Origin of the sequence: Klebsiella sp. GW_Kp181 (assembly GCF_040062315.1) — a bacterium.
In the GTDB taxonomy this organism is placed as follows: domain Bacteria; phylum Pseudomonadota; class Gammaproteobacteria; order Enterobacterales; family Enterobacteriaceae; genus Klebsiella; species Klebsiella oxytoca.
Genome location: NZ_JBEAFR010000048.1, coordinates 21,759 through 45,308, shown reverse-complemented (window position 1 = coordinate 45,308; position 23,550 = coordinate 21,759). Strand labels below are relative to the sequence as shown.

General features: G+C 52.0%; 35 protein-coding genes. 31 read left to right on the top strand and 4 right to left on the bottom strand.

The features are described 5' to 3' along the window. Positions 1–4 precede the first annotated feature (4 nt). The 11 genes from ABLV11_RS09965 to ABLV11_RS09915 all read left to right on the top strand — a co-directional run bounded on the left by ABLV11_RS09965 (position 5) and on the right by ABLV11_RS09915 (position 5,105). Positions 5–136: a hypothetical protein gene (locus ABLV11_RS09965; protein WP_014343378.1), complete on the top strand. Its 132-nt coding sequence runs from the start codon at positions 5–7 to the stop codon at positions 134–136. Positions 137–167: 31 nt separating this feature from the next. Beyond that, positions 168–677 (top strand): phage regulatory CII family protein, encoded by a 510-nt coding sequence (locus tag ABLV11_RS09960; RefSeq protein ID WP_148422204.1) that lies wholly within the window; start codon positions 168–170, stop codon positions 675–677. A 7-nt stretch (positions 678–684) separates the two neighbouring features. Then, a complete protein-coding gene (locus ABLV11_RS09955; protein ID WP_064165139.1) occupies positions 685–885 on the top strand; it encodes a phage filamentation protein Fil family protein in 201 nt (66 codons plus the stop codon). Positions 886–965: 80 nt separating this feature from the next. After that, positions 966–1,253, top strand: a complete 288-nt coding sequence (locus tag ABLV11_RS09950) for a hypothetical protein (protein ID WP_015370191.1) — start codon at positions 966–968, stop codon at positions 1,251–1,253. A gap of 63 nt (positions 1,254–1,316) precedes the next feature. Further along, the gene (locus ABLV11_RS09945; protein WP_064165129.1) at positions 1,317–1,550 is read left to right on the top strand and encodes a DUF2732 family protein; all 234 of its coding nucleotides are present in this window, start codon (positions 1,317–1,319) and stop codon (positions 1,548–1,550) included. Then, the gene (locus tag ABLV11_RS09940; protein ID WP_015370189.1) at positions 1,550–1,771 is read left to right on the top strand and encodes a TraR/DksA family transcriptional regulator; all 222 of its coding nucleotides are present in this window, start codon (positions 1,550–1,552) and stop codon (positions 1,769–1,771) included. Before ABLV11_RS09945 ends, ABLV11_RS09940 begins: the two co-directional genes overlap by 1 nt. Next, positions 1,772–2,068, top strand: a complete 297-nt coding sequence (locus tag ABLV11_RS09935) for a DUF3850 domain-containing protein (RefSeq protein WP_032710449.1) — start codon at positions 1,772–1,774, stop codon at positions 2,066–2,068. Next, positions 2,065–2,346, top strand: a complete 282-nt coding sequence (locus tag ABLV11_RS09930) for a DUF5405 family protein (protein ID WP_086647545.1) — start codon at positions 2,065–2,067, stop codon at positions 2,344–2,346. Before ABLV11_RS09935 ends, ABLV11_RS09930 begins: the two co-directional genes overlap by 4 nt. Before the next feature lie 148 nt (positions 2,347–2,494). Continuing rightward, entirely contained in the window at positions 2,495–4,564 is a 2,070-nt protein-coding gene (locus ABLV11_RS09925; protein WP_074187708.1) for a replication endonuclease, read from the top strand. 121 nt (positions 4,565–4,685) lie between these two features. Further along, positions 4,686–4,871: a hypothetical protein gene (locus tag ABLV11_RS09920; RefSeq protein WP_032419998.1), complete on the top strand. Its 186-nt coding sequence runs from the start codon at positions 4,686–4,688 to the stop codon at positions 4,869–4,871. 3 nt (positions 4,872–4,874) lie between these two features. Next, a complete protein-coding gene (locus ABLV11_RS09915; RefSeq protein ID WP_019704250.1) occupies positions 4,875–5,105 on the top strand; it encodes a DinI-like family protein in 231 nt (76 codons plus the stop codon). Between the two features lie 83 nt (positions 5,106–5,188). Here ABLV11_RS09915 and ABLV11_RS09910 read toward each other — a convergent pair whose 3' ends face one another. From ABLV11_RS09910 to ABLV11_RS09895, 4 genes are all read right to left on the bottom strand, one after another. Further along, entirely contained in the window at positions 5,189–5,440 is a 252-nt protein-coding gene (locus ABLV11_RS09910; RefSeq protein ID WP_262349327.1) for a hypothetical protein, read from the bottom strand. Beyond that, a complete protein-coding gene (locus ABLV11_RS09905; RefSeq protein ID WP_262349326.1) occupies positions 5,441–5,608 on the bottom strand; it encodes a hypothetical protein in 168 nt (55 codons plus the stop codon). 704 nt (positions 5,609–6,312) lie between these two features. Next, positions 6,313–7,356, bottom strand: a complete 1,044-nt coding sequence (locus ABLV11_RS09900; protein WP_148422197.1) for a phage portal protein — start codon at positions 7,354–7,356, stop codon at positions 6,313–6,315. Beyond that, positions 7,356–9,125, bottom strand: coding sequence for a terminase ATPase subunit family protein (locus ABLV11_RS09895; RefSeq protein ID WP_348855297.1), 1,770 nt, complete (start codon positions 9,123–9,125; stop codon positions 7,356–7,358). The genes ABLV11_RS09900 and ABLV11_RS09895 overlap by 1 nt, the downstream gene beginning before the upstream one ends. A 165-nt stretch (positions 9,126–9,290) precedes the next feature. Between ABLV11_RS09895 and ABLV11_RS09890 the strand changes: the two genes are divergently transcribed. From ABLV11_RS09890 to ABLV11_RS09795, 20 genes are all read left to right on the top strand, one after another. Continuing rightward, positions 9,291–10,145 (top strand): GPO family capsid scaffolding protein, encoded by an 855-nt coding sequence (locus ABLV11_RS09890; protein ID WP_040227518.1) that lies wholly within the window; start codon positions 9,291–9,293, stop codon positions 10,143–10,145. 73 nt (positions 10,146–10,218) lie between these two features. Further along, entirely contained in the window at positions 10,219–11,277 is a 1,059-nt protein-coding gene (locus tag ABLV11_RS09885; RefSeq protein ID WP_116987544.1) for a phage major capsid protein, P2 family, read from the top strand. 3 nt (positions 11,278–11,280) lie between these two features. Then, on the top strand, positions 11,281–12,024 hold the full coding sequence (locus tag ABLV11_RS09880; protein WP_116987545.1) for a terminase endonuclease subunit: 744 nt from the start codon (positions 11,281–11,283) through the stop codon (positions 12,022–12,024). Positions 12,025–12,120: 96 nt separating this feature from the next. Beyond that, positions 12,121–12,627 carry a head completion/stabilization protein gene (locus ABLV11_RS09875; protein ID WP_148422193.1) on the top strand — a complete coding sequence of 169 codons (507 nt, stop codon included), beginning with the start codon at positions 12,121–12,123 and terminating at the stop codon, positions 12,625–12,627. Continuing rightward, positions 12,627–12,830 (top strand): tail protein X, encoded by a 204-nt coding sequence (locus tag ABLV11_RS09870; protein WP_019725382.1) that lies wholly within the window; start codon positions 12,627–12,629, stop codon positions 12,828–12,830. Before ABLV11_RS09875 ends, ABLV11_RS09870 begins: the two co-directional genes overlap by 1 nt. Positions 12,831–12,834: 4 nt before the next feature. Further along, positions 12,835–13,125: a phage holin family protein gene (locus ABLV11_RS09865; RefSeq protein WP_019725381.1), complete on the top strand. Its 291-nt coding sequence runs from the start codon at positions 12,835–12,837 to the stop codon at positions 13,123–13,125. Further along, the gene (locus ABLV11_RS09860; protein ID WP_116987546.1) at positions 13,112–13,609 is read left to right on the top strand and encodes a glycoside hydrolase family 104 protein; all 498 of its coding nucleotides are present in this window, start codon (positions 13,112–13,114) and stop codon (positions 13,607–13,609) included. The genes ABLV11_RS09865 and ABLV11_RS09860 overlap by 14 nt, the downstream gene beginning before the upstream one ends. Continuing rightward, positions 13,606–14,037 (top strand): Rz-like lysis system protein LysB, encoded by a 432-nt coding sequence (gene lysB, locus ABLV11_RS09855; protein ID WP_116987547.1) that lies wholly within the window; start codon positions 13,606–13,608, stop codon positions 14,035–14,037. The genes ABLV11_RS09860 and lysB overlap by 4 nt, the downstream gene beginning before the upstream one ends. Then, positions 13,919–14,170: an Rz1-like lysis system protein LysC gene (gene lysC, locus ABLV11_RS09850; RefSeq protein ID WP_116987548.1), complete on the top strand. Its 252-nt coding sequence runs from the start codon at positions 13,919–13,921 to the stop codon at positions 14,168–14,170. Before lysB ends, lysC begins: the two co-directional genes overlap by 119 nt. After that, positions 14,133–14,600, top strand: coding sequence for a phage tail protein (locus ABLV11_RS09845; protein ID WP_116987549.1), 468 nt, complete (start codon positions 14,133–14,135; stop codon positions 14,598–14,600). Before lysC ends, ABLV11_RS09845 begins: the two co-directional genes overlap by 38 nt. Continuing rightward, the gene (locus tag ABLV11_RS09840) at positions 14,593–15,042 is read left to right on the top strand and encodes a phage virion morphogenesis protein (RefSeq protein ID WP_116987550.1); all 450 of its coding nucleotides are present in this window, start codon (positions 14,593–14,595) and stop codon (positions 15,040–15,042) included. The genes ABLV11_RS09845 and ABLV11_RS09840 overlap by 8 nt, the downstream gene beginning before the upstream one ends. Positions 15,043–15,061: 19 nt before the next feature. Then, the gene (locus ABLV11_RS09835; protein WP_023317710.1) at positions 15,062–15,607 is read left to right on the top strand and encodes a hypothetical protein; all 546 of its coding nucleotides are present in this window, start codon (positions 15,062–15,064) and stop codon (positions 15,605–15,607) included. A gap of 9 nt (positions 15,608–15,616) precedes the next feature. Further along, positions 15,617–16,975: an adenylate/guanylate cyclase domain-containing protein gene (locus ABLV11_RS09830; protein ID WP_348855296.1), complete on the top strand. Its 1,359-nt coding sequence runs from the start codon at positions 15,617–15,619 to the stop codon at positions 16,973–16,975. Between the two features lie 109 nt (positions 16,976–17,084). Then, on the top strand, positions 17,085–17,726 hold the full coding sequence (locus ABLV11_RS09825; RefSeq protein WP_348855295.1) for a phage baseplate assembly protein V: 642 nt from the start codon (positions 17,085–17,087) through the stop codon (positions 17,724–17,726). Beyond that, entirely contained in the window at positions 17,723–18,070 is a 348-nt protein-coding gene (locus ABLV11_RS09820) for a GPW/gp25 family protein (protein ID WP_060579309.1), read from the top strand. Before ABLV11_RS09825 ends, ABLV11_RS09820 begins: the two co-directional genes overlap by 4 nt. Before the next feature lie 4 nt (positions 18,071–18,074). Then, a complete protein-coding gene (locus ABLV11_RS09815; RefSeq protein WP_125337215.1) occupies positions 18,075–18,983 on the top strand; it encodes a baseplate assembly protein in 909 nt (302 codons plus the stop codon). A gap of 7 nt (positions 18,984–18,990) precedes the next feature. Continuing rightward, complete coding sequence (locus ABLV11_RS09810; RefSeq protein ID WP_115193883.1) at positions 18,991–19,584, top strand: phage tail protein I; 594 nt, start codon at positions 18,991–18,993, stop codon at positions 19,582–19,584. Continuing rightward, complete coding sequence (locus ABLV11_RS09805; protein WP_348855294.1) at positions 19,581–21,608, top strand: hypothetical protein; 2,028 nt, start codon at positions 19,581–19,583, stop codon at positions 21,606–21,608. Before ABLV11_RS09810 ends, ABLV11_RS09805 begins: the two co-directional genes overlap by 4 nt. Positions 21,609–21,613: 5 nt before the next feature. Then, positions 21,614–22,411: a hypothetical protein gene (locus ABLV11_RS09800; RefSeq protein WP_348855293.1), complete on the top strand. Its 798-nt coding sequence runs from the start codon at positions 21,614–21,616 to the stop codon at positions 22,409–22,411. Positions 22,412–22,436: 25 nt separating this feature from the next. Next, on the top strand, positions 22,437–23,507 hold the full coding sequence (locus ABLV11_RS09795) for a phage tail protein (protein ID WP_348855292.1): 1,071 nt from the start codon (positions 22,437–22,439) through the stop codon (positions 23,505–23,507). Positions 23,508–23,550: the final 43 nt, after the last annotated feature.

The following is a 23,550-nucleotide window of genomic DNA, read 5'->3' as shown; positions in this document are numbered from 1 at the left end:
AGAGATGGTAAAGCGCGGCGAGCTGCTACTGGTGCCCCGTACTCGAGAGGGTGGCCTCGGCCGTATTAACATGATTGCCTTCCGTACGCGATTACTCGCTCAGGCGATTAATTCGCGCTATGCCGTATTCCAGTAACTTAATTTTGCAAGTTAAAGGGAGTTACAGCATGTTAGATTTTCGCGTTTCGTCACATGCACACTTTGACGACGCCTGCAAAAAATTCGCAGCCACTCATAACGTGAAAGAGCTGGCGGATAAAGCAGGCATCAAGCCGCATACGCTTTACAACAAATTAAACCCGGAACAACCGCACCAGTTAACGCCGCGCGAAATCTGGACACTGACAGACCTGACCGAAGACTCTACCCTTGTCGATGGTTTTCTGGCTCAGATCCATTGCCTGCCGTGCGTGCCAGTCAACGAACTTGCAAAAGAGAAACTGCAATCCTATGTCATGCGCGCCATGAGTGAACTCGGTGAACTGGCAAGCGGCGCAGTTTCAGACGACCGCCTTACCCCTGCACGCAAACAAAATATGATTGCTAGTGTTAATGCTGGTATTCGCATGTTGTCACTGTCGGCAATGGCTTTACAGGCACGGCTTCAGGCTAACCCGGCAATGACAAGCGTTGTAGACACCATGAGCGGCCTCGGTGCCTCATTCGGTCTGATGTGAGGTGCTTATGTTGAATACTGAACCGTCATTTGCATCCCTGCTTAAAAAGCAAAGCCCCGGCATGCACTACGGCCACGGCTGGATCTCCGGTAAGGACGGAAAGCGCTGGCACCCTTGCAACTCTCAGTCCGAATTGTTGAACGGCTTAACAGCAAAAAAAGTCTCTGCGGTTAAGCGGCTTTTAAATGCATTAATGGGGGCAAAATGAACGAAAGAATTTCAGCTCATGATACCCAGGCGAGCAAGCTTTTTAGCAATGCTGATTGTATTACAGAGCAACCGAAGACTATGACCGGCGAGGAGTGTTTCGCACGGTTTCATCAAAAGCTGAAAGCAACAGAAAATAAAGCGCTGCGTAATTTCAATAAGCTTGATGAAGATTTTAAGTTTGTGGTTTTAACGCTTGCTAACCGAAATAATCCGGGCGCGTTTCGCTCTGATGAAGTCGGTAAACCATATGAGTATTTTGATATGGAACGCCGCAAGCTGATTATTGCGTCAATGAATAAAATTTCCCGCTGGGGTGGGATTTTGCCACGGCATATTTCCATCCATGAATGCTTTTTAGCTAATTAAACAAACCCGTAATTAATGGCGTATACCCGCCGGGCATTCTTTTGCCTAAATTCAGGAGGATTTATGAGTCGAGTTATTTATTTTTCAACACCGAGTAGTGCTGACGATGATGCATTAGCAGCTTTATTTAAAGCAGCCAAAAAAGAAGAACGCAAAGACCGCGCTTTAGCCGTTTCAATCCGCCTTGAGGCACTAGCTACCCATATCACTAACAAAGGTTTAAATGCTATCGAAGCGGCTGAGTTGTTGCGCCGCGAAGCCACCCGCTATGAAAACGAATCTCAGGAGTTGCACTAATGGCCGACGCAATGGATATCGCACAACAGCGCGAACAGGCAGAACGTGAGCGCCTTATCAACAACGCGCGCAGCCGTATTGCTGCGCCATCTCGTTTTACCTGCGAGGTATGTGATGCACCAATCCCGGAAGCTCGCCGCGTTGCGATTCCGGGCGTGGCCTTTTGCGTGACCTGTCAGCAAATCAACGAACTTAAATCAAAACATTACAGGGGCGTTTAAATGAGTACAGTTCATAGTTTAAAAATTGGACCGATGTTTTTTGCAGATGTTTTATCTGGTCATAAAAAAGCTGAATTCAGAATCAATGACCGTGATTTTAAATGTGGTGATTTCCTGTTATTGCGTGAATGGGAGGGCGAATACACTGGTAATAAACTCCTTGTAAAAATCACTCACATCTTACCAATTGATAACTTGATTAGTGGTTGTGGTAATTGGGTGATGTTATCTATCACTACAATCAGTACTACCGACATATTATCGATAATTGAAGCAATGGCAGGAGGTGAGTTATGAACCTCCGCATAGAAATCGGTGATAAATGGGTTATTACCAGCGACCAGTATCAATTCATTCTGAATGAAAAGAAAGTCATTAAGTCCGGTAAAAAAGCTGGGGAGGAATGGCTCGACACTATCGGCTATTACCCGAAGATTAACCAGCTTATTTCCGGCCTGATGCACCATCATATTCATGGGTCGGATATTACCGCAATTGACGCTATGGCGGCAGAAATTGAGCGTGTAGGGCAACTATGCATTGCAGCCATTGAAGGGGCTAGCGCTGATGCATAGTTCTACGGTTGCTTATGCTTATCCGTGGAACGCTCCACGGTCGGCAATAGCCAGCCCATATCCTACCTATGACCAACAGTATCGCCGCGACCGTATGTTCGCGGCTTTGCTGCATGCGAGAAAGATGCTTTCTCTCCAGCCTGAGTGCGTGCGTTTTGACGTTTATCGCACCGCTACGGTGCTGGAGCAAAATCAGGGAAGTCAACGAGCCAATGCTTTTTTAATCAGTTTCTGCAAAAAGGCATTGCCACGTCTTGAACTGGTCGCAAAAAAATACGAGAGCGCGGGAATCAACAGCAATGTATCAACCGCCGTTTTCGGTGGTCATTTTGACACCCGACTAATGCAATATCTGGCTTCACGTATGGTTAATCTGGTCGCCAGATATAACCGCCTCCCTGACATGTCACGCGCAGATGTTGACTTGCTGGCCGGTGACATTGCTAATTTCATTCGTTCTGAGCTGGCAAATATTGATGATTCAGGTTTTGGTGAGCTCAAAACGCTATACACCTGGTACATGCACGCTGGTTTTATTTCTCTGCAATTCAATGTCACCCCTCCACATTGGGAGCGCGTGGCAAATAAATACTTCAACAAAGATGATATCGCCCCCGCAGTAATCCGTATGTTTACTGAGTCATGGTGGCGTAATCGTCTGCGTCGTGTCGCGTCGGCATGGCGCGAACACCTACAAATTGCAGTCGGCAACGTCAGCAAGAAAAAGCACGCCTACGCGAGTAAAAACTGCGTAACAGACTGGCGCGAGCAGAAGCGCCGAACACGTGAGTTTCTCAAGGGACTGGATCTCGAAGACGAAGACGGCAACCGCATCAGCCTGATTGAAAAATACGACGGTTCGGTCGCTAATCCTGCGATACGCCGCTGCGAACTGATGACCCGCATCCGTGGGTTTGAAAATATCTGCAATGAACTCGGTTATGTCGGGGAGTTTTACACCCTGACTGCACCGTCTAAATATCACGCCACGACTAAAGCGGGATACCGTAACAGCAAATGGAATGGTGCCAGCCCATCGGACACGCAGAGCTATCTAACTGGCCTTTGGGCGCGCATACGCGCCAAGCTGCACCGGGAAGAAATACGCATTTTCGGCATCCGTGTTGCCGAGCCTCATCACGACGGAACGCCGCACTGGCACATGCTGATGTTCATGTTGCCTGAGGACGTCGAGCGCGTGCGCCTTATCATCCGTGATTATGCGTGGGAGGAAGACCACCACGAACTGAGAAGCGATAAAGCCAAAAAAGCGCGCTTTCATGCCGAGGCCATTGACCCGGAAAAGGGCAGCGCTACCGGCTATGTTGCTAAATACATTTCGAAAAATATCGACGGTTATGCTCTCGATGGTGAAACCGATGACGAAAGCGGTGAGCTGCTCAAAGAGACCGCCCCTGCCGTATCTGCATGGGCGGCTCGCTGGCACATCCGTCAATTTCAGTTTATCGGTGGCGCACCGGTGACGGTATATCGTGAGTTACGTCGTCTCGCTGATACCGAGACCGCGCACGGTTTAAGCGTTGAGTTTGCCGCCGTTCATGATGCCGCTGACGCCGGTGACTGGGCTGGTTACGTTAATGCGCAGGGTGGTCCGTTTGTTCGTCGCGATGATTTGCAGGTGCGCACGCTGTATGAATCGCGCGCCGAGTTTAACCAGTACGGTGAGGAAACCGTCTGCATCCGTGGTGTGTACGATTCTGCTGTCGGTGCTGGCACCCCGATTTTAACCCGGCTAACGCAGTGGAAAATTGTGCCGAAGCGTGCCGTTGATTTGGCCGTTGACGTTAAGGGCGCTCCTGCGCCCTCTCGGAGTTCTGTCAATAACTGTACGGGAAGCGAAAGCGATCCGCCGGAGCTGGATTTATCCAAACCGTTGAGTCGAAGTGAAAGGCGGAAGCTAACGGCCAGACTCAGGGACAAAAAACGGGTCACCAGGCGTGATTATGTCCACGGAACGGATAAACAACGCGCAGCCATTGACAGAACAATAGACGAGATTCAGCTCACGACCGGTGAAACCATCAGCCGGGGTGAGGCCCTGCACATGATGGCCGGTGGCAAAAGTTGCATAAACGGCAAATGGTGCCGTGGTTCATCAACCGGTGAAATTTTCCCGGCAGCACCGTCACACCGGGAGAAGGCCAGACAAATTCTAAATCGAGTCGCGGGGTTAGCAGCAAAGCAGCACCAGAGATGACATTTAATCTTCATCGATTTCATTAACATACAGACTAATCACGATTGATAATTTTTCTTTTAATCCCTTGCTCATACGTGATACTGTATGAATATACAGTGATACTTGTGGGAGGGATTTCATGGTTGATGAATATTTCAGCCAAAGACAGAAAAAATGGGCTTGTGTGCAATTCATCGCCGAAGTGTCTTTGATTGCAAACTGCAAACCGTCAGAACTCAAGCTCGCCCTGTCTCTCATTGCTGACCTTGCAAACAGTGAAAATAAAGAACCCGAAGAAGAAGAAGTTTTCTATAAGGCTGAATAGATTATGAGAATCAATATCACGCTGGATAAAGAACAAAAAATAGGTCAGCAGATAGTCGATGCTTTCCAGAATGAATTAACACGTAAGGTGAGATGTGCTTTTCCAACCACACGGGTTACTGTTAAGAAAGGGTCTGTAACTGGCGTCGAACTACTTGGTTTCGATAAGGAGTCAGACCGTGAAGCGTTGGACGGTATCCTTCAGGAAGTCTGGGAAGACGAAAGCTGGCGTTAAACATGCTAACCGCGATGGCGCAAAAACTGGATTTTTGGGCCATCTCGGTTGAACAACTCGCTTTGCGAGGCGTTAGCTGGTTACTAGATTAACCCCAGAGTAAGCAGATTCGTCACCGCCCCGGCAATAACCCCCGGAGTTCCCTCTTTCACCGCGCTGATAATTTTATCCCCCATCGTTTCGCTGCTCCCAAGCGAATCGGGCTTTTTATTGAGCACAGCCAGTGCTTTCTCGGTCAGGCGCACATCCATAAAATACGTTTGATGGTCGGTTTCATACTGGAGGTATCCATTTTCACCAAGAAAAGTGAATGTACCTTCAACCACACTACGCAATTAATTTATTGCTTTCATTTCCGGTGAGTTAAGTTGGTTAAAGTAGTCATCGGGTAGTGCTGCGTTAAATTTTTCGTAGGTGATGACTTGCGGAACGGGAAAGTTCTCCCATAGCACCGCAAAGATTTCCGCCGTCTGTTGGTTAAATAAATCGAGGTTTTTAGACATGCAAAATTCCATTTCTAGTGAGGATAAGTGGGTTAAGCGCTGGTCGAAGCACATTACCTGTATGGCGCAGAACAATGACCTTAGTTAACGAGAGGTCGACAGCTATACCGATAAGCTGGTCGAACAGGCAAGCAGCGCAGAGCTAGGCAAGGTCATTAAAGACCTACTGAATCACATCAGAATGCAAAAATAAAAGGATCTTTATCAATATGTTATCTCTCATTTATGAAAATCCGTGGACAACTGTTTTTCTGCTGATTGTTACCAGCGCGTGTCTCAACAGTATCATTGGCACATTACGCGGCCAGTAACTTCACAGTAGCGCCCCTAACCGGCAACCTGAACGCCGGTTTTTTTATGCCATTTCCCCGCGATTTTTCCGTTTCTTAGTCGTGCATGCATTAAGTGCATCATTCTGCATGCGTGTTTACCCCATTTTTTGACGATCGCCGCCAGAGCTGGCGAGGATCCGATGACCTGTTGCAGTTGCATTAATTCCGACTCACGAAGCGGGCAGGCGAGGCGGGGAAAGCACTGCGCGCCAGAGTGCATTTTCGCATTTATTTTCGCAGCCTGAGCGCGTCGCTGTGCCGCGCGGGTTCGCGAGGGGGGCGGTGGGTGGTGTGGTGGTGTCTGAGGGCGTGGCGGGCTTCTGAGGCGGTCAGGCGTGGGGGTAAGAAAAAGCCGCCCGGAGGCGGCGGAAATCAGTCACTTTCGGTGTCGAGGGTGTAACTTTTGAACCGGATCACCTCCTGACCGGCCCAAGCGTTGACCTCGCGCATCCGGTCCTGTAGCGGGATGAGCTCGTTACGGACAAACACCTTTGCCACCTTCTCGATATCGCCGAGCGAACCGACGTTTTCCGGCTTGCCGCCCATCAGCTGGAACGGGATGCGGTGAGCGTCAAGCAGGTCGGTGGCGCTGACTTTTTTGATATTGAAGAAATCGTCTTTCGTTGCCACCTCACTGAGCGGCACAATTTTTATGCCGTCTGGTTTTCCGTGCGGTGCGTAGAAAAACAGATTTTTGAAGTTGCCGAGCCCCTTCGAACTGCGCATCGCATCGCGCAACGCCTCAACATCGGTACCGCTTTGCGCGGCGTCCGTCACATACATGATGTAACCCGCATGCGCCCCGTTCTGGTAATACTTGCGACGGAACAGCGTCGCCGCTTCATTCAGCCAGGCGGAGTTTAGCGCGCTGAGATATTCCGGCATGCCGTACAGTTCCTGGTTGATGTCTGGCTCCAGCAGGTGGAATACGGATCCCGGCGCGAACGGGTGCGGCTGGTCAAATGACGGCACCCACCAGTAGACATCATCTTCTATACCACGCCGCGTGTTTTTAGCCGGTGACGCTTCCAGCTTCAGCGGGCGACCGGTGACACTCTTTCGAAGCTCTAAAAACGCGTTGCCAAACACCAGAAAATCAAGCGCGAAGCGGCTGAAGTCCTGTTGTGACAGTAGCGGGTGCGGAATAAACGTTGAGGCCAGAATGTTGCGCTTAACGTAAATTGGCGAGCTGTGATGAACGGCGGCGCGCAGGCTTTTCGCCAGCCCGTTAAAGCTGACCGGCGGTTCGAACCAGCGGCCATTATTGACGCATTCCACGTAATCCAGAATATCGCGGCGGTCGAGCACGGCACTCGGTTCACCAAAGGTAAACGCCTCCATTTTTTGGGGCGCGCTGTCTTTCATGTTGCGCGGGCGCTTTTGTGGCTGCGGCTTGCGGCCTTTGTATTTACTCATCAGTTGAACTCCAGAATGGATGATGTTACCTGGCCGCTGCCAGCGGTAAGCGGTTCGTTTAACAGCGCGTGCATGGTCGCCCAGGCGACGTCCGCGTGACTGGCTTCCTCGGTGCGGCTGGCCTCATAGGTGGCGCTGCGCCCGCTGCTGGTCATGGTCTTACGGATTGCCATAAACGAGGTGGTGATGTCGGTGGCGCTGACGTCATATTCGAGACAGCCACGGCGGATAACGTCTTTTGCTTTCAGCACCATTGCGGTTTTCATTTCCGGCGTGTAGCGGATATCGCGGGCGGCGGGATAAAACGAGCGAACCAGCTGGAAGACGCCAATACCGAGGCCGGTCGCATCGATACCGATGTACTCAACGTTGTATTTTTCGGTGAGCTGGCGGATGGATTCGGCCTGAGTCGCGAAGTCCATGCCTTTCCACTGATGGCGCTCCAGGATGCGAAACTTGCCCCCGGCGACAACCGGCGGTGCGAGCACCACACACCCGGCGCTGTCGCCGCTGTGCGAAGGGTCGTATCCCACCCAGACCGGGCGGGAGCCGAACGGGTTGTCGGCGAACGGGGCAAAGTCTTCCCACTCTTCCAGACTGTCGACCATGCAGCGTTGCAAATCCTCGAACGGGAACACCGACGCCTTGTCGTCAACGAACTCGCACATAAACAGATTGCGGAAGTCGTCGACGCTGTTTTCGCGCTTGAGTTGCTCCAGATTGAACAGCGTACAGCCCCCGGCGAGCGCATCCTCAATGGTGACAATCTGCCGCCACTGACCGTCAGGACACGCCACGCCAGCGGCGAGCGCGTCATGACTGATATCGATGTCAACCCGCTCGCTGGCGCTGGCGCGGCCCCGGTTGAATAATTCCCCCGACCAGAACGGGTAAGCGCCGTGTGCCAGGGTGGAAGGTGTCGAAAAGTAGGTGCTGCGCAGGTGGCTTTGTGAGGCCATGCCCGACGACACTTTGCGTAGTTTCTGGAAGTTGGGGATCCAGAAAATTTCGTCGACATAAAGGTCGCCGTTGTGGCTCTGCGCGGTGTTTGAGTTGGTGCCGAGAAAAATCAGCTTTGCGCCGTTGTTGCCTATGACAATCGGGTCACCGGTCAGGTCGACATCGACCCGGCGGGCAAACTGAATGATGTACTCGCGGAATACATACGCCTGCGTCTTACTCGCTGACAGGAAAATCTGGTTATGGCCGGTTTTCAGCGCATGCAGCAGCGCCTCGCGGGAAAAGTAGAACGTCGCCCCAATCTGGCGCGATTTCAGAATGTCGCGAATACGGTGCTCAAGCCCGGCGCGGTGCCAGCGGATCTGATACTCGAAAGACTCCGCGAAAAAAATCTCTTCCAGTTTCTCGATAGCCTCGTCGCTGAAAAAGTTCTTTGTCGGCTTTTTGCGGTCGCCTTTGTTGCGGTTGGCCACATTGGGATTAAGGTCAACCTCATTTCCGGTCTGGCCATAGCGATTAATGCGCGCAAAGCGCTCCATCTGTCGGGACAGAAAATCCGCCACCTTGAAATCGTGGGGTGTCAGGTTGGGCTTTGCGTAGAGCTGAATCAGCCGGGCCTCTAAGGTACTTTCGACCCGGTTCAGCGGTGCCGTTTCGTCCCACTGGTCGCGCTGTTTCCAGCTCTGCACCGTCGGGCGTTTGGTCTGCAATATTTCGGCAATCTGCGGCACGGAAAACCCTTGCCAGTACAGCAAAGCCGCCTGGCGTCGCGGGTCGTTTAATAAAGTGGTGTCGGTGGTGATGGTCATGGATGCCTCGCCGTGATTGATACAGGGCAAGGCTAAAGAAACGGGTGATGCGAATCGCTAAGGTGCTGTTGTGTGAGGGATAAGCCATCCGGGATTGATAGCGGGTGGGCGGCGACGTCGGGAAACTAACCCCGACCCGTTAACCCGATATCAGGACTCCTGACAATGGCAAAAAAAGTTTCAAAATGGTTTCGCATCGGCGTCGAAGGCGATACCTGTGACGGCCGCGTTATCAGCGCGACGGATATTCAGGAAATGGCAGAGACCTTTGACCCCCGCGTCTATGGTTGCCGCATTAACCTCGAACACCTGAAAGGCATCCTGCCGGATGGCCCGTTCAGCCGTTACGGCGATGTGGTTGAGCTGAAGTCTGAAAAGATTGACGACGATTCGGTACTGAAAGGCAAGCTGGCGCTGTTCGCCAAAATCACCCCGACCGATGACCTGATCGCAATGAATAAAAAATTGCAGAAGGTCTACACCTCAATGGAAATTCAGCCGAATTTCGCCAATAGCGGTAAATGCTACCTGGTCGGCCTGGCGGTGACCGATGACCCGGCCAGCCTCGGCACCGAATACCTCGAATTTTGCCGGGGTGCCAAATTTAACCCCCTCAACCGCTTCAAAGCCGAGCCGGGCAACCTGATTTCCGTCGCCACCCTCGCCGAGCTGGAGTTTGAAGACCAGGCGGAAAATGTCTTTACCGCCCTGAGTGACAAAGTGAAAGCGATCTTCAGCCGCAAACAGGCCAGCGATGACGCCCGTTTTCAGGATGTGCATGAAGCCGTGACGGCCGTCAGTGAACATGTGCAGGAAAACCTAACCGCCACTGAGCAGCGTCTTGCCACGCTGGAAAATGCCTTTGCGACGCTGAAACAGGACGTCACCACTAAGGCCGACCAGACCAGCCAGGCATTCAGCAAGTTAAAAACGTCGCTGGATAAAACCGAAAGCACCGCGCAGCCACGCCGCAAGCTCTCCACCGGTGGCGGTGGCGATGAGCTGCTGACCGACTGCTAAACGGTCATGAATTTATCGCCGGGCGACAGGCTTGCCCGGTCAGACAACCCGATTTAACCCAACAGGAAAGACTATGCGTCAGGAAACCCGTTTTAAATTCAATGCCTACCTGTCCCGCGTTGCCGAGCTGAACGGCATCGACCCGGACGACGTGAGTAAAAAATTCTCCGTCGAACCGTCCGTCACGCAAACCATGATGAACACCGTGCAGATGTCCTCGGCCTTTTTGCAGAAAATTAATATCGTGCCGGTGGATGAGCTGAAGGGTGAAAAAATTGGCGTCGGCGTCAATGGCACCATCGCCAGCACCACGGACACTAACAGCGGCAAGGAGCGTAAAACCGCCGACTTTACCGCGCTGGAGTCCAAAAAATACGAGTGCGATCAGGTCAACTTTGACTTCCACTTTAAATATAAAAAGCTGGATTTGTGGGCGCGCTTCCAGGACTTCCAGCGCCGTATTCGCGATGCCATCATCCAGCGGCAGGCGCTCGATTTCATCATGGCCGGGTTCAACGGCGTTGAGCGCGCCGAAACCTCTGACCGCGCCGCTCATCCGATGTTGCAGGACGTCGCCGTCGGCTGGCCGCAGAAATACCGCAATGAAGCGCCGACCCGTGTGATGAGCAAAATCGTTGACGAGGAAGGGAACGTCGTTTCCGCTGTTATCCGTGTGGGTAAAAACGGCGATTACGTTAACCTCGATGCGCTGGTCATGGATGCCACCGACAACCTGATTGACGAGATTTATCAGGAAGATTCGGAGCTCGTCGCGATTGTGGGTCGTAAGCTGCTGGCCGACAAATATTTCCCGATCGTCAACAAAGACCAGCCCAACAGCGAAGCGCTCGCGGCTGACATCATTATCAGCCAGAAACGCATCGGCAACCTGCCCGCTGTGCGTGTGCCGTACTTCCCGGCGAACGCGATTATGGTGACGCGTCTCGATAACCTGTCCATCTATTTCATGGATGAAAGCCACCGCCGCTCCATCATCGAAAACCCGAAACTCGACCAGGTGGAAAACTACGAATCGATGAACATCGATTACGTGGTCGAAACCTACGCCGCCGGGTGCTTCATTGAAAATATCAAGCTGGGCGATTTCTCTGCCGCGCAACCGGAGGGCTAACCGATGACGAGCCCCGCACAGCGTCACATGATGCGGGTCTCGGCCATTGAAACCGCGCAGCGGGAAAACAACCCGCTGCGGCATGCCACTGCCTACGAGCAGATGCTGGTTAAGCTGGCCGCAGACCAACGCACGTTAAAAGCCATCTTTGGTAAAGAGCTGAAAGCCACGAAAAAGCGCGAGCTGCTGCCGTTCTATCTGCCGTGGGTCAGTGGCGTGCTGGAACAGGGAAAAGGCGCACAGGATGACATCGTGATGACCGTCATGCTGTGGCGTCTCGATGTCGGCGATATCGGCGGCGCGATGGATATTGCTCGCTACGCGTTTAAGTACGGTCTGACCATGCCAGGCAAACACCGCCGCCCGCCGCAGTACATGTTTACCGAAGAGGTGGCGCTCGCCGCCATGCGCGCCCATGCTGCCGGTGAACCGGTCGTCATCAGCCAGCTACTCGACACGCTGGCGCTGACCGCCGCCGCAGATATGCCTGATGAAGTGCGCGCAAAGCTGCACAAAATCACCGGCCAGGTGTTAAGGGACAACAAACAGCCCGCCGACGCGCTGGCCCACCTCAAACGCGCGATGCAGCTCGATTGTCAGGCAGGCGTCAAAAAAGACATTGAACGGCTTGAGCGTGAGCTGAAGCCCAAACCGGCAACGGTTGTTAAAGCCCCGGCAAGAGCGCCGCGCGCCGTGAAAACCACGGCACCGGCTAAACGTGGCCGACCGAAAAAGACCGCCGGTTAACAGAATGCGCCCCGCGCCAGGGCGGCACGCCGGTCGATGAGGGTGATTTACCCGACCTGAGACCGGCGTCCACCGCCCACCTATTCAGAGGTAGTCATGACGACGCTGATTATTAAAAAGAACGATGAGCCGCAGCCGGGTGGCGTGGTGGCCATCCCGCCGCCTGCCAGCGATGAGCCGGTGATAAAAAATACGTTTTTCTTTCCTGACATCGACCCGAAACGCGTGCGTGAAGGGATGCGCCTTGAGCAGACCGTCGCCCCGGCCCGGCTGCGTGAGGCCATCAAAACCGGCATCGCCGAAACCAACGCCGAGCTGTTTTTGTGGCGGGAACAGCAGATTGCCGGGGGTTTTAGCAAACTGGCCGACGTGCCGGCTGACGATCTCGACGGCGAGAGTGTTCGCGTTTTCTATTACCTGCGCGCCGTCACCTCAATGGCGACCGCCACGCTCTATGAGCGTTATCGCGGTGTGGATGCCAGCGCCAAAGGTGACAAGAAAGCCGACAGCATCGATACCACTGTCGACGAGCTGTGGCGGGACATGCGCTGGGCAGTATCACGCGTCCAGGACAAACCCCGCTGCATCGTGAGCCAAATCTGATGCAGGCCATCGCGCAACAGGGCGACACGCTCGACATGATTTGCGCCCGGTATTACGGGCGCACTGAGGGGGTCTTCGAGTCGGTGCTCGCCGCAAATCCGGGGTTAGCCGAGCTCGGCGCAGTATTGCCGCATGGCACTGTGATCGAACTGCCTGATGTGAAGTCATCCCCCGTAACAGAAACCATAAACCTCTGGGAGTAACCACATGACGGAAGGGGAAAAAAGCGTCATTTCGCTTTTTATAATCGGCGCGCTGATTGTCGTCGGTAAAGTGCTGGCCGGTGGTGAACCGATTACCGCACGTCTTTTTATTGGTCGCACGTTGCTGGGTGGCTTTGTTTCGATGGTGGCCGGGGTTGCCCTGGTACAGTTTCCAGACTTGCCAACCGCGGCCGTGTGCGGATTTGGCTCCATGCTGGGTATCGCCGGTTATCAGGCGGTAGAGCTTGCTATCCAGCGCAAGATTAAAAAAGGGGAAAACGATGGCAGTCATTAAAACACATCCCAACGTTGCGGCATTCCTCGACACGCTGGCGTTTTCGGAAGGGACAGCAACGCATCCGCTGACCCGAAACAACGGTTACGACGTTATCGTCACGGGTATCGATGGCAAGCCGGAGATTTTTACCGATTATCGCGATCACCCGTTCGCCGGTGGACGCCCGGCGAAGGTCTTCAATCGTCACGGGGAAAAATCCACGGCATCCGGGCGTTACCAGCAGCTTTATCTGTTCTGGCCGCATTATCAGAAACAGCTCGCTTTGCCGGATTTCAGCCCGGTATCACAGGACAGGCTCGCCATTCAGCTTATTCGGGAGCGTGGTGCGCTGGAAGATTTGCAGCAGGGGCGCATCGAGCGCGCGATTTCCCGCTGTCGCAATATCTGGGCTTCATTGCCGGGTGCCGGATACGGTCAGCGTGAGCACAGCCTCGACAAGCTGGTCGCAGTGTGGCGCAAGGCCGGAGGGGGAACTGCATGAAGATAGTGATTCTCCTGCTGGCGCTGGCCTGTGCGGGTCTGCTGTGGATGCGACACGATAACAGCAATTTGCGCGCCTCATTTGAACGTGCGAACCGGGTCGCCGGTACGCAGAAAACCACGATCACCATGCTGAAAAATCAGCTCAAGGTTGCCGCAGAGCAGTCGCAACGTAAAGAGCTGGCGCAGGTCGCCATGCGGGACAAGCTTGCAGAGGCTAACCTGCTGGCTTTCAGGCGTGAACAAACCATCACGAGGTTACTCAATGAAAATGACGCGTTTCGCCTCTGGTATCGCGCTGATTTACCTGATGCTGTGCGCCGGTTGCACCAGCGCACCGCCTGTACCAACGCCGCCGCCGGTGATTGTTTACAACGCCTGCCCGAAGGTCAGCCCCTGCCCGATGCCGGGAAGCGACCCGGTAACTAATGGCGACCTGAGCGCGGATATACGCCAGCTTGAAAGTGCCCTACAGCGTTGCGCAATTCAGGTTGATACGGTGAAACAATGTCAGGATGAAATCGATGCAAAAGCCCAACAGTCTGCGAAAAGCCTTAACTGATGCGGTGCCGGTACTGCGTACCAACCCTGATATGCTTTGTCTTCGCCTGGACGATGGCAACAATACGGCGACTCTGGCGAGATCCCTGTCGTTTGAAAAGCGGTACACGCTTAACATCGTGGTGACGGATTTCACCGACGATATTGACCTGTTGTTTGTGCCGATTATGGCCTGGCTGCGCGTCAATCAGCCGGACATCATGACAACCGATGAAGGAAGAAAAAAGGGCTTTATCTGGTATGCCGACATCAATAACGACAGTAGCCTAGATGTCAGCATCAGCCTGTTGCTGACCGAGCGAACGCTGGTCAAAGAGATCGACGGCGCGCTGCACGTTGAGAACATCCCGGAGCCGACACCGCCGGAGCCGGTAGCGCGCCCCGTTGAGATGTGGAGTAATGGCGAACTGGTGAGTAAATGGGATGAATGACTTCAAACCCTTTGAGGACAAGCTTACCGGGTTGATAGCGGCCCTTTCTCCTGCCGGGCGGCGTCGGATGACCGTCGACATTGCGAAGAAACTGCGCCAGCGGCAACAGCAGCGTATTAAGTCGCAGAAAGCGCCGGACGGTTCGCCCTTTACCCCGCGTAAGCGCCAGCCCGTCAGGGCAAAGAAAGGCCGTATTAAGCGCGAGATGTTCGCGAAACTGCGAACCAATCGCTATATGAAAGCGACCGGTAACGACATTGCGGCAGTGGTGGAATTTACCGGAAAAGTGCAGCGCATCGCCCGCGTGCATCAGTTTGGATTACAAGATAAACCCTCCCTATACGGCCGCGTTATTGAGTACCCTACGCGCCAGTTAGTTGGCTTTTCTATTGATGATGTTGACTTTGTGGAGGCCTTGATCATTAATAATCTACAGGAATAATCCCAAAAGAAGGTGGCGCGTGCGAGAAACTAGCGAAGAAAATGAAAATCAGGTTAATAAGAAAATAGAATTGATGATTAAAGTTATCATTCGCACGGATACGTATTTAAATTATGCTAATACTAAGTCAACAATATTGCTCAGCTTGGCCTCTGCCATAATAGCTGCAATTGCCGTGAACTTTGACAAAATTACTTCTTTTGTTGTTGTTGGTTCTGATAAGTGTTTCTTGTCTTTCTTGCTTGGATTGGCTTTGTGTTTTCTTATAGTGTCAGTGTTTTTTTCATTGAAAGGGATAACTCCTTTTATTAAGGTAAGTGAAAGTGTTAATACCTTTTCATTTGTTGATATAGTGAAAGGCTACGATAGTCTGGCTGATTATAAAAAAGAATTTTGTACAGTAGGTGACTCATCTTTCCTTAATCAATTAATATCATTGAATCATAATTTGTCAAAGGCTTTGTTATCAAAATATGAAAATCAAATAATTGCTATAAAATGTATCGAGGTGGCTACCGGTGTAATTTGCTTCTCCATTTATATAATTTTCTTATCTAATCTGTGAGGGTGGGGTATGTCAATTAAGAATATATATTCTAACTTAGAGCGTAGTCTGGAAAAAACAATTTCTGAATCACGGGCAAGATCGCGCGATTTAGTAAAAGCAGATTCTGCTTTTGATTCAGCATCTGGGCTTGAGGGGTTAGGTAAGTCATTTGATTTTCTGAATGATGCTGTAGCTATGGAAAGTATTCAAGAAAGTGTTGCTAATCAACACTATGGCGTAAAAGAAATAGTAAGGGGGAAATTTGGTAAGCATGGGAAGTTAATGCCTACATTCGGCTGTCATCCTGATTTTTCAAATATGAAGGAGGGAGAGTTAAGGAATGGATATGCCATAACAATGTTTATGGATATTATAGGTTCAACTAAGCTAGGTGTTATATTTACTCCTGATATAGTCTTTAGAATTAAAAACGATATCATAAGATGCACTATTGAAACTGTTAATTCATTTGATGGTCACGTCCATAGAATAATGGGGGATGCTGTGATGGCTTTCTTCAGAAGTGATATAAATACGCAGGAGGGTCGAATTGCTGATAGTGCTGTTGATGCAATAAACTGTGCTACATACTTAATAGAAATGTTTAAAAGTGTCGTAATACCCAAACTTAATGATTTAGGTGTTGATGAGAACTTAGGGATAAGAATTGGTATCGATTATGGAGCGAATGATCAAGTTGTATGGGGGGTGTATGGGTATCAGGAGAGTCGAGAGGTTACTGCAACTTCATTTTTTGTCGATGTGGCAGCAAAACTTCAACAAAAGGCACCAAAGAATTGCATAATGATTGGCGATAGTCTTGCCCAACTTTTAGGACTTGATGATAATCAGTTGTCTATTAAAACTGTTACAAAATCGAATGAAACTGTACCTGTAAAATACATTACTCCAAACTATAAAGATGCTCAAGGTAATCCAATTAATTATAAGCAGTTTGTTTTAAAGAATGAATTTTATCTCAAGCTATTACCAACGAGTATAGAAGAGGAAAGTTTTTATATCAGAGCAAGCCTGAAAGATGATGAAGATGATGTGTCTGATGATGAATATTACCCTTGCTCTCGAACAATAAAAAAAGGGAGAGGGATATCGTTTAAAGGATACTTTCATTCGGGCACTCTATATAAAAATCCGAGATTTAAATTCAGGGTGGTAAACACCGGCAGTGAGGCGTCTAAAAATTTAAATAATGGGAATCACGAGGCGTTTGAAAACGCCACCTTCTCATCTGCTGATAAACGGTATTTTGCAAAACATTGGGAGGAAACTGCATATAAAGGCCTCCACCATATGTATGTGTCTTTTTGGGATGGGGAACAGCCTATCACAAATGAACAATGTTTCTCAGTTTTTATTAATGAGTAATTAATTCGCATCACATTTCTTTTATCTTTATAGCATAGTCTTGATGTGCCAGCCTTGAGCAAAAAGCTAAAAATTGCCGACAGAACTCTCTGGCGGCATCCTTTCCCCTATGAAAACTCTCGCATCTATCCAGGAACTTGCCCGGGCGATACGCAACATGATCCGCACCGGCATCGTCGTCGAAACTGACCTCGATGCCGGGCGCTGTCGCGTGCAGACCGGCGGCATTTATACCGACTGGCTCCAGTGGTTAACTCATCGCGCCGGGCGCTCGCGCACCTGGTGGGCTCCCTCAATTGGTGAGCAGGTGATGATTCTGGCCGTGGGCGGTGAGCTCGATACCGCTTTTGTGCTGCCGGGTATTTATTCCGACGATAACCCCGTGCCATCGGCCTCAGCGGATGCCTGGCTCGTCGAGTTTCCTGATGGTGCTGTCATGAGTTATGAGCCGGAAACCGGCGCGCTGACCGTCACCGGCATTAAAACTGCCGATGTGACCGCATCCGATTCGGTTGCCGTCAGCGTGCCGGTGGTGCTGGTAAAAGCATCGACGCGCGTCACCCTCGATACGCCGGAGGTGGTCTGCACCAACAAGCTGACGACCGGCACGCTGGAGGTGAAGCAAGGCGGCAAGATGTCCGGTGATATCGAGCACAGCGGCGGCGCTTTCACTTCCAACGGTGTTCAGGTGGATAAACACGGCCACGGCGGTATCAGGCGTGGCGATGAATGGACGGAGGGCACCCAATGACGGCGCGTTATATCGGCATGAACCGCTCGACCGGTGAAAGCATTTCAGACGTTGACCATATCAGCCAGAGCATTGGGGATATTCTGCGCACGCCCGTCGGCTCCCGCGTCATGCGTCGTGAATATGGCTCGCTGTTGTCGCAGATGATTGACCAGCCTCAGACACCGGCGCTTGAGCTGCAAATTATGGCCGCGTGCTACATGGCGATCCTGAAGTGGGAGCCGCGCGTCAGGCTGACCAGCATCACCACAGCGCGGCAGTTTAACGGGCAGATGGTCGTCGACGTGACCGGACAAATCACCGATACCGGCGAGAGCCTTTCCTTAACCATCCCTGTGAGTTGAACCTATGGCAGTTATCGACCTGAGCCAGCTCCCCGCGCCTGATGTGGTGGAAACACTGGATTTTGAAGCCATCCTCGCCGAGCGCAAAGCGACGCTCATTTCACTGTACCCGGAAGACGAGCAGGAAGCGATCGCCAGGACGCTGACACTGGAATCAGATCCACTGGTGAAATATCTGGAAGAGAATGCCTACCGGGAGGTGATTTTACGCCAGCGTATCAACGAGGCGGCAAAAGCGGGCATGGTGGCCTACGCCATCAAAAACGACCTCGAACAGCTCGCGGCAAACAATAACGTTGAGCGCCTGGTCATCACCCCCGGAGACGATACCCAAATCCCGCCGGTGGCGGCGGTCATGGAATCCGACAGTGATTTACGCCAGCGTGTACCGGCCGCGTTTGAGGGCATGAGTGTCGCCGGGCCAACCGGTGCCTATGAATTTCATGCCCTGAGCGCCGATGGTCGTGTCGCGGATGCCTCGGCGAACAGCCCGGCCCCGGCTGAGGTCACTATCGCGGTGCTGTCGCGGGAAGGTGACGGCACCGCGTCGGATGATTTACTGCTGGCCGTCAGTACCGCGCTGAATGATGAGAGCGTGCGCCCGGTGGGTGATCGCCTGACAGTCGTCTCGGCCGAAATTGTCAGTTATGCGGTCAATGCGGTGTTGTTCGTCTACCCCGGCCCGGCGACCGAGCCCATTCTTGCCGCCGCGAAAGCGCAGTTAACCGCTTATATCACAGAGCAGCGCCGCCTCGGTCGGGATATTCGCATGTCTGCCATCTATGCCGCGCTGCATGTGCAGGGTGTCCAGCGCGTCGAACTGCGCGAGCCACTGGCTGACGTCGTGCTCGATAAAACCCAGGCCGCATACTGCACCGAAACCAGTGTCGTGATCGGGGGCTCCGATGAGTAATTCGCTGATGGCGACCGGGTCGTCGGTGCTGGAACAGCGAGCCGCCGCCGCGTGTGCCGTCATCAGTGATTTATCTGTGCCTCTGCGTGATTTGTGGAACCCCTGGCGATGCCCCGTAAAATTTCTGCCGTATCTGGCGTGGGCGTTTTCTGTCGACCGCTGGGAAGAAACCTGGTCGGAAACAGAGAAACGCCAGGCGGTCAGTGATGCTTTCTGGATCCACCAACGCAAGGGAACCGTCGCCGCCGTGCGGCGCGTGATTGAAACGCTGGGCTATAGCATGACGCTCCAGGAATGGTGGACGGTAGCTGACCCCGCAGGGACATTCCGCCTTGAGATTGACCTCAATGACATTGGTATCACTGAGGCAATGATTAAGGAGCTTGAGAGGATTATTGGCGATGCAAAACCCGTGAGCCGCCATATATCACAGCTAACGCTATCGGTGAGCACTAAAGGCATTGCAAATGTTGGGTGTGCAATATTAGACGGGGAAGAAATAACGATTTATCCGGCTGGCTATACCCCGGATGAAAGTATTTATTACGACGGGCAAGCCCATTACGACGGGAATTATCATTTTTCAGGTGACAGCAAATGAATATTAGTGAAAAACCACAATGGGAAAATAATATTAGTATGCTTGCCCGCCAACAAAAGGTTGAAGGCGGGAGAGATGGTGCGGCTAATATTCAGGCTCAGCAACTGGCTAACCGCACGCAATATCTGAAAGAGCAACTAGATGCATATAACAATATGATTAAATCTGGAGAATTACCCTTCTCTGATTTAGCCACCGCACAGGCCGCAATAGATGCCGGAAAAATTCCACTGGACGCCCCTTTCTCTTATCGTTCTGATAGCGATGAGATCTGGGCGATAGAGGGGAAAAATGCCGCAGGTACTGCAACGCCAGTTGTTGATAAAGATGGCAAGCTTAAGGCATACCCCACTGCGAAGGCAGTAGAAACCGCCGCAGTTGTGGTGCGGGAAGTTGACGACAGGACCTCTGAGGTATTACGCGTACCGAGAATGTTTGACGAGGAAGGGTTGAGGATTGTCGGTGGTTTTCTTGATAAAGAAGGGCACTCGCCGGTATACGGTAATGAAAATGGAGATGTAGGGCTTGCGAATTTAAAGGTGAAAATTATTACGGATGACCTTGCGCTGGCTGCTTTTCATAGCCGGGACATGACAACCGAATTTTTTCGCCTGTCAAAAAACGGCGGGGTCATTATAGGTAATGTGGAAATATTCCAGATTCCGGGGCCTGCTGGAATTGTCTGGACGGATAAAAACTATATCCCTTATGCCGCTGACCCAAAATTCGCAGCATCGTCAGGACAGGACATTCCAGTGATGGGGGGCGGGGTTACTCCAGTTGCCAAATCTGTCAGGATCAGGATGTGTGACAGTATGGGGGTGCGATCTGATGGGCAGTCGCTTTCTTTGGGGCTGGCCACAAACCTGACCAACAACCATGCTCTGTCAATTATTCAGCGCTACGCAAATAAGGGATTCAGCAAAAATAATAACTCCGATACCACCGATACTGACACGATGGTGCCGCTGGTTGAAAAAGACTATACACCGGTAGAGGGCACATACCCTGGCGGTGAAACCCCCTGCACCGGCATGACCGATAAGCTTACCGAATTGCTGATGCAGGAATCGGGGCTTGATTTTGGCGAACTGGGCAGTTTTTTCTTTTCTTCTGCGCCAGGAAAAGGCGGTCAGCCTATTGAGAACCTGATGAAAGGCACTGTCCCTTATCAGCGCATGCTTGATCACGTATCAAACACGGTTCGACTTTGTGCTGCGCAGGGCCTGACCCATGCTGAACTGGCGGCGGTTTTTATGCAGGGCGAGTCAGATTACAGTGCATCAACTACTCGGGCGGTGTATCTGGAGCGTCTTCTGCAATACCGGGATGACTCCGCTGCGGATAAAATGGCAATAACCGGGCAACAATTTGAGCCGTTATTTATCAGCTATCAGCTGAGTGCGCACAGGGCTTATAACAAGTCTGTTCCCACGATTGCGCTGGCCCAACGTGATGCAGCATTACAGGGTAAATCATGGCTCAGTGCGCCCGGCTATATTATGGATTACAACGCTGATCATATTCACGCTGTCAATTACTCGTATCAAATGTGGGCGTATTACCACGGCATCCTTATTTACAAATTATTGCAGGATGACCTGAATGACAGAGAACGCGGCATGCATCGCCTTGACGTTATCAATGAGTTCAGGCAAGGGGTTATTAATGATCTCTTGCTAAACGTTCCGGTTAAACCCGTGGTATTCGATACCGCCTGGGTCACCGCTGCGCCCAATATGGGATTTGATATCCGCAGCGCCTCTAATGTGATGATTGATATTATTTCATCTGTTTCAATCGTCGGGCAGGACCGAATCCGAATTATTACAACCCGTCCACTGGCGGACGGGGAGTTTATCTCTTACGGCTGGGGACGGACTGGCGACGCTGCGGGTAACGGTCGAGTCTCTGGCCCGCGAGGGAATGTCCGCGACAGCCAGGGAGACCTCAACGGATATCACTACACCGACGGTGCCGGAACAACGCGTGCACTTCACAACTGGTTAAATATTATTGGGTGAGCAATATGGCTACTGTTTTTCGTTCGTTAGATGTCGAAATTACCGGCAGCGGTTTAAAACCGATTTACGTTCCGTTTAAAACTATTCCCGGGCTGATTGCAGGCTGGAGGCCTGGACAATCTGGCCTTACCGATATCAGCGGAAACGGGCACACATTAACGGCAGTCGGTGAGCCGGTTGTTACTGAGCTGTCTTTTATCGGCGATATGCTGAACGGGTTTAAAACTTCAGTCCCCGATGGGCTGGAGAGGTCAATACTCGCCGTGTACCGTCACCCGGTTGACGTTGATACCGTAGCGCCCGCGTCAACATATGGCTATCCGGTCAGCAATCTGATGCAGCAAACTTCCACACTCGGAACGGGGTTCGGGATTGTCGGTGCCAGTAACGTATCGGCGGCTCTGTCGCGCTGTAACGCGCTTGTAGGCGCAAATGTAAAGGCGTCAACGCTGTTATCTGTGGCGACTGGCCCGGCAGATCCATTGGCCCGCAGAACAGAATTTGCGTTTATAGGCGCCGATACCAGTGGCGCTAATTTGTCTGCGCATATGTATTACCCTAAAAACAGCGACTCGCTACAGGCAGGTGTTCTGAATACCGCATCAGGAACGCTGGCCACCCGAAAAACAGGCGTGGATTTTAACCTGCTGTGCTGGGAAGATCCGAGCACGCCAGCTGTGCCGTACTCAGGTATGGAATTACTGGAGGTTTTATTTTACGACCATCAGCTGACTCTGGCTGAATATCAGGCCCAGTATGCTCAATCGAAAGCGTACGCGGCATCAATCGGGTTTTCGATTTAACAATGACGTAAGGGGTCTGGGAGTTATGAGAAAACTCTTTTATGCACGACTTACCAGCGCCGGTGAGCAGAGAATTGCGGCAGCGGCATTATCTGGGGAGCCGGTGAACTTTAGTGAGATGGCTGTTGGTGATGGCGGAGGTGAATTGTCTGAGCCATCACTCATTGATAATCTGGTCAATGAAAGATATCGCGCCCCGGTGAATCGTGTTGTCATCGCTGACCAGGCTGCTAACGTCATCCGCGTTGAAATGATCATGATGCCGCAGGTGGGGGGATTCTGGCTACGCGAAGCGGCGCTCTATGATGATGAGGGAATTTGCCTTGCCGTTGCGAATATGGCTCCGACCTATAAGCCGCTGCTTGCGGAGGGGGCCGGGCGATTACAGTCAGTTAATATGTGGATTGCCGTCAGCAAAACCAGCGATGTGACGATTAAAGCGGACCCGGCGGTTATTCTGGCTACCGTTGCAGAGGTGAGCCGCGCAAAAAGTGAGGCAAAGGATTATGCCGACCAGATCGTAGGCCAGCTTGATACTGACATTCAGCAAGCTATTACCGACGCCATTACAGCGGCAAAGCGTGATTTTTGGGAAGAAGATAACCCCGTGGGGACGACGCGATTTTTTAATCAGAACGTCAACCCGAATGAGAAGTGGCCCTGGTCGCAATGGCTGTACACCGGGGAAAATAAAACGATCCGCGTCGGCAAAGCGGATGGTTCGAACGTCGGCGAGACCGGCGGCAGCGATACCGTCACGCTACAGCAGGCCAACCTGCCCGCCGTTAAGATTGATGTGAGCGGTGAAACCAGCGAGCAGATAGAGCAAAAACTGACAACCACGAAAAACGGTAAACACAATCATGGTGGTGTGGCCGGTAAGGATGACCCGTGGGAAATAGGCGGTGATGTGCGGCAGCTCTTTAACCCGAAAGAGCTGGGTGTGACCGATGACGCCGGAGAGCACGAGCACGAAGTCACGGTACCGGCGCACAAACACTCGACAAGCGGAAAAACCGCCAACCTCGGCGAAGGTAAATCGTTCAGCGTGGTGGAAGCGCACACCCTGTTGATGTGCTGGAGCCGCGTCGCCTGACCCTGTGACGGTCATTCCTGTTGTACCGTCCCTGTTACAGCGG

What these genes read in the sequence shown, in the direction of transcription:
- ABLV11_RS09950 (WP_015370191.1), top strand. Translation starts at nt 966, where the DNA reads ATGACCGGCGAGGAGTGTTTCGCACGGTTTCATCAAAAGCTGAAAGCA.
- ABLV11_RS09840 (WP_116987550.1), top strand. Translation starts at nt 14,593, where the DNA reads ATGAATGACTTCAAACCCTTTGAGGACAAGCTTACCGGGTTGATAGCG.
- ABLV11_RS09805 (WP_348855294.1), top strand. Translation starts at nt 19,581, where the DNA reads ATGAATATTAGTGAAAAACCACAATGGGAAAATAATATTAGTATGCTT.
- ABLV11_RS09965 (WP_014343378.1), top strand. Translation starts at nt 5, where the DNA reads ATGGTAAAGCGCGGCGAGCTGCTACTGGTGCCCCGTACTCGAGAGGGT.
- ABLV11_RS09825 (WP_348855295.1), top strand. Translation starts at nt 17,085, where the DNA reads ATGAAAACTCTCGCATCTATCCAGGAACTTGCCCGGGCGATACGCAAC.
- ABLV11_RS09945 (WP_064165129.1), top strand. Translation starts at nt 1,317, where the DNA reads ATGAGTCGAGTTATTTATTTTTCAACACCGAGTAGTGCTGACGATGAT.
- ABLV11_RS09920 (WP_032419998.1), top strand. Translation starts at nt 4,686, where the DNA reads ATGGTTGATGAATATTTCAGCCAAAGACAGAAAAAATGGGCTTGTGTG.
- ABLV11_RS09820 (WP_060579309.1), top strand. Translation starts at nt 17,723, where the DNA reads ATGACGGCGCGTTATATCGGCATGAACCGCTCGACCGGTGAAAGCATT.
- ABLV11_RS09895 (WP_348855297.1), bottom strand. Translation starts at nt 9,125, where the DNA reads ATGACCATCACCACCGACACCACTTTATTAAACGACCCGCGACGCCAG.
- ABLV11_RS09900 (WP_148422197.1), bottom strand. Translation starts at nt 7,356, where the DNA reads ATGAGTAAATACAAAGGCCGCAAGCCGCAGCCACAAAAGCGCCCGCGC.
- ABLV11_RS09815 (WP_125337215.1), top strand. Translation starts at nt 18,075, where the DNA reads ATGGCAGTTATCGACCTGAGCCAGCTCCCCGCGCCTGATGTGGTGGAA.
- ABLV11_RS09885 (WP_116987544.1), top strand. Translation starts at nt 10,219, where the DNA reads ATGCGTCAGGAAACCCGTTTTAAATTCAATGCCTACCTGTCCCGCGTT.
- ABLV11_RS09890 (WP_040227518.1), top strand. Translation starts at nt 9,291, where the DNA reads ATGGCAAAAAAAGTTTCAAAATGGTTTCGCATCGGCGTCGAAGGCGAT.
- ABLV11_RS09930 (WP_086647545.1), top strand. Translation starts at nt 2,065, where the DNA reads ATGAACCTCCGCATAGAAATCGGTGATAAATGGGTTATTACCAGCGAC.
- ABLV11_RS09830 (WP_348855296.1), top strand. Translation starts at nt 15,617, where the DNA reads ATGTCAATTAAGAATATATATTCTAACTTAGAGCGTAGTCTGGAAAAA.
- ABLV11_RS09795 (WP_348855292.1), top strand. Translation starts at nt 22,437, where the DNA reads ATGAGAAAACTCTTTTATGCACGACTTACCAGCGCCGGTGAGCAGAGA.
- ABLV11_RS09905 (WP_262349326.1), bottom strand. Translation starts at nt 5,608, where the DNA reads ATGTCTAAAAACCTCGATTTATTTAACCAACAGACGGCGGAAATCTTT.
- ABLV11_RS09880 (WP_116987545.1), top strand. Translation starts at nt 11,281, where the DNA reads ATGACGAGCCCCGCACAGCGTCACATGATGCGGGTCTCGGCCATTGAA.
- ABLV11_RS09860 (WP_116987546.1), top strand. Translation starts at nt 13,112, where the DNA reads ATGGCAGTCATTAAAACACATCCCAACGTTGCGGCATTCCTCGACACG.
- ABLV11_RS09915 (WP_019704250.1), top strand. Translation starts at nt 4,875, where the DNA reads ATGAGAATCAATATCACGCTGGATAAAGAACAAAAAATAGGTCAGCAG.
- ABLV11_RS09870 (WP_019725382.1), top strand. Translation starts at nt 12,627, where the DNA reads ATGCAGGCCATCGCGCAACAGGGCGACACGCTCGACATGATTTGCGCC.
- ABLV11_RS09865 (WP_019725381.1), top strand. Translation starts at nt 12,835, where the DNA reads ATGACGGAAGGGGAAAAAAGCGTCATTTCGCTTTTTATAATCGGCGCG.
- ABLV11_RS09800 (WP_348855293.1), top strand. Translation starts at nt 21,614, where the DNA reads ATGGCTACTGTTTTTCGTTCGTTAGATGTCGAAATTACCGGCAGCGGT.
- ABLV11_RS09845 (WP_116987549.1), top strand. Translation starts at nt 14,133, where the DNA reads ATGCAAAAGCCCAACAGTCTGCGAAAAGCCTTAACTGATGCGGTGCCG.
- ABLV11_RS09960 (WP_148422204.1), top strand. Translation starts at nt 168, where the DNA reads ATGTTAGATTTTCGCGTTTCGTCACATGCACACTTTGACGACGCCTGC.
- ABLV11_RS09955 (WP_064165139.1), top strand. Translation starts at nt 685, where the DNA reads ATGTTGAATACTGAACCGTCATTTGCATCCCTGCTTAAAAAGCAAAGC.
- ABLV11_RS09935 (WP_032710449.1), top strand. Translation starts at nt 1,772, where the DNA reads ATGAGTACAGTTCATAGTTTAAAAATTGGACCGATGTTTTTTGCAGAT.
- lysB (WP_116987547.1), top strand. Translation starts at nt 13,606, where the DNA reads ATGAAGATAGTGATTCTCCTGCTGGCGCTGGCCTGTGCGGGTCTGCTG.
- lysC (WP_116987548.1), top strand. Translation starts at nt 13,919, where the DNA reads ATGCTGTGCGCCGGTTGCACCAGCGCACCGCCTGTACCAACGCCGCCG.
- ABLV11_RS09810 (WP_115193883.1), top strand. Translation starts at nt 18,991, where the DNA reads ATGGCGACCGGGTCGTCGGTGCTGGAACAGCGAGCCGCCGCCGCGTGT.
- ABLV11_RS09875 (WP_148422193.1), top strand. Translation starts at nt 12,121, where the DNA reads ATGACGACGCTGATTATTAAAAAGAACGATGAGCCGCAGCCGGGTGGC.
- ABLV11_RS09940 (WP_015370189.1), top strand. Translation starts at nt 1,550, where the DNA reads ATGGCCGACGCAATGGATATCGCACAACAGCGCGAACAGGCAGAACGT.